At 42.4% G+C, this 2,839-nt stretch carries 1 protein-coding gene and 1 pseudogene; both read right to left on the bottom strand.

Annotated features, from left to right (window positions below; genetic code table 11):
- Positions 1 to 232: 232 nt before the first annotated feature.
- Positions 233 to 1,819, bottom strand: a complete 1,587-nt coding sequence (locus O9324_RS26440; RefSeq protein ID WP_288141765.1) for a hypothetical protein — start codon at positions 1,817 to 1,819, stop codon at positions 233 to 235.
- Between the two features lie 10 nt (positions 1,820 to 1,829).
- Positions 1,830 to 2,699 (bottom strand): annotated as a pseudogene (locus O9324_RS26435) (NACHT domain-containing protein); the annotation flags it as partial.
- Positions 2,700 to 2,839 lie beyond the last annotated feature (140 nt).

The raw sequence follows: 2,839 nt of genomic DNA, 5'->3' as shown, positions 1-2,839 counted from the left end.
CTTAGGGACTTGCGTGGGAATAATATCCCAATCGATCGGAGGGCGCAAGCTTTGCGCCCCTACAGTAACGGATTTTGTCCACAATGTAGGGGCGAACTGCGTTCGCCCAAAAGGTACATTATCAAAGCGCAAGTCCCTTATCAGTTATCATTTCATTGCTTACTGTTCACTGTATCTCAACAGTAGAAGAATTTCTATAACATCGTCAAGTTTACTACTGTTTGGGGGACTATCACTGCCCATCTAAAACGCCTCTGAGGGGGTTGCGGGCTTTTTCTTCTAATTTTTTACCTCGCACCCAAAGGACAGTACAAAATCCGAAGATAACTAGCCAAAATAGGGATATTGATTGCCATTCCCAAGATAGGCGATGATACAGAGCAAAAGAGGTAAACCCAAATACAATGGGCAACCAACAAAACCAGGGAAAAGCCAATATCGACAAGAATCGCACCCATCCTAAATCTGTTTTTTCTTTAGCCAGATACCAAATTCCCAAACCAAAGACAATAACCCCAGCCACCGCGCCAGCCACCGCGACAGCTACAGCCGCCGCCCCAACGGATCCAGCCACCACCACCACCCCAGTCACCGCCACAACCACAGCCCAAACTACAGCCGAAACCAAAGCTACAGCCCAAACCACAGTTATAAACCCAGCTACAGCCCAAAACCCAGCTACAGCGCCAAACCAAGCCCCAGTCACCGCCCAAAACCCATCTATAAACCCAACCAAACCAGCCCCATATATAGACCCAACCACAGCCCAATACACAGCCACAATCCCAACCGACACAGCCGCGCCCCAGATTCCAAATTTAGATTTAGAGCCAGCCCCAACCAAAGCAGCCCCATACATAGCCCCATACATAGCCCCAACCACAGCCCCAACTACAGCTATAAACCAAGCTCTAGACCCAACCACAGCCACAACCACAGCCCCAACCACAGGCACAAAAACAGTCCCAACCACAGCCACAACCACGGCCACAGCCGCATTCACATCCGCAAGCTCATACTCTGTCACCCCTGCCCAAAGTAGGTTTTTTCTGAGTTGTCGATACCATTCTCGGCAAAACGTCCAGGGTCCCAGTAAGCCCAATTGCATCAATGAAGTTGGCTCTGATTTATCTTTTTCGAGTATAATTTCTCGCCATAAAACTATCAAAAAATACAGCACAACAGCAATTGTGATTGCCATCAAGCCATTAACCCAACTTTTTGGCTGACTGTACATGATAGCGAATATTTCAATTAAAGATCCAAGAGAAAGCAAGAAGACAATAGTTAAAACAATTAGATATTCTCGGCTTTTTTTAAACTGATATTCTATCTTCTTAAAAAGATTGCGCCAGTCGTTTCTTGTGGGGCGGCGGCAGTTGATTAAGCGAGACAGTAAGGCAAATTGTAATTCAGGTGTCAGACTATTAAATAAATATAACCAACGCTGCTTTGGATTGATTTTACTTAAAACTCGATCAACAAACTCTATTTTAGCAGCTAAATTTTTAATTGAAACTGATTCTAATTCATTTTTAAAAGAACTTAATTGAGTCAGATTAATTTCATCTTGTAACTGAATCGCACATAAAGGAATGACTAACCGAGGATCGAGTTCAAAAGTGATTTTAGGAATATCATCAGCAGAGCTTCCAATAATTGCAGCAGCAATTTTCTTGACAGTAGCAGAGAACTGCAAAGTGCTTGAATTTTCAAAAGGTTGCCAAATCCAATTTAAGTCTGTTTCGATTACCTCTTGTGGCTGGCGCTTTTGTTTTACGGCTCGATTTTTTAGTCGGCGAATGAATCTGAATAGCATTAGTTTTCCTTTATGATAGAGTGCGATTGCGTTCAGCTTGACTATCTTCTAACTCGTTCAACAGTGCTGCAAGTCGAAAACTTACTTTTCCGCTTAAGTTCGGATCTTCCTGCAATCTTGCAAGTGCCTCAGCCGCTTCTGGTATGGCAATTTTAACTAGATCATCCATTGCTTCTATAGAGCCTTTTCGAGCTAAAGATTCTAGTTGATTGACTGCTAAACCTCCCATTCTGATCAACGCTTCTCGCACTTCTATAAAATGGGGTTGATTGGGATCATAGTAAATAACTAATTTTTCTACTGCTTGAGGCAAATTAGTGGCGGATAAGGCTTGAGCCGCTGCTTTTTGGCTGGCTGAATTATCTAAACTAGCAACTAAAAAATCGAATAATGCTTTCCCTCTGGGACGACGCAAATCGGCGGCGACTGAGCCAAAAGCACTACAAATTGATTCATCGGTTCTCAATTGTGTTTTAAAATAATCTATAATCTCCTGAGCAACTTCTGGTGTTACTTCTTGAGCATCTGCTAGACATTCAAATGCTGTCAGTGGATCTTGTTGATATACCGCCGTAATTAAAGCCGTACTATTGTTTGCCAATCCACACCATAACTTGACAATTTCTAGCCAGTCGCTAGGAGCATTTTGCCATTTTTTAATTAATTCAGCTTGTTTGTCTGTTAAAGCTGCTGCTACGAAATATTCTTGTAGAGTGAGATGAGGAAAATAATAACGCTGTCCGCCATCAATGCGAAGCAATAATCCACTGCGTTTGACGATTTCATCAACGATAGAATTAGCCTCTTTAGGCTCTAGATTTAATGAAGGTAAGACTTGTTTAACTTGTTCCCATACTTCAGAATCAAGAAGACTGCGGCGATGGGTGCATCCCACTTAAGAGCGAGTATAAATACTCATTGAGAGAATTATGAGAGAATAGAGAGAAAAAATCGGAAAAATTTCATGTTAAACATCCCTCCAGAAGAAAAAGCGCAAGTAGAAATATATCTAACCGAGAC

The organism is Microcystis sp. LE19-84.1B (assembly GCF_027531875.1).
In the GTDB taxonomy this organism is placed as follows: Bacteria; Cyanobacteriota; Cyanobacteriia; order Cyanobacteriales; family Microcystaceae; genus Microcystis; species Microcystis panniformis.
Note: the sequence above shows the minus strand (reverse complement) of the source record. Positions and strands in the feature narration are given on the sequence as shown.

Bases quoted from the DNA above. Each gene is read 5' to 3' on its own strand.
- O9324_RS26440 (WP_288141765.1), bottom strand. From the start codon at position 1,819: ATGCTATTCAGATTCATTCGCCGACTAAAAAATCGAGCCGTAAAACAA.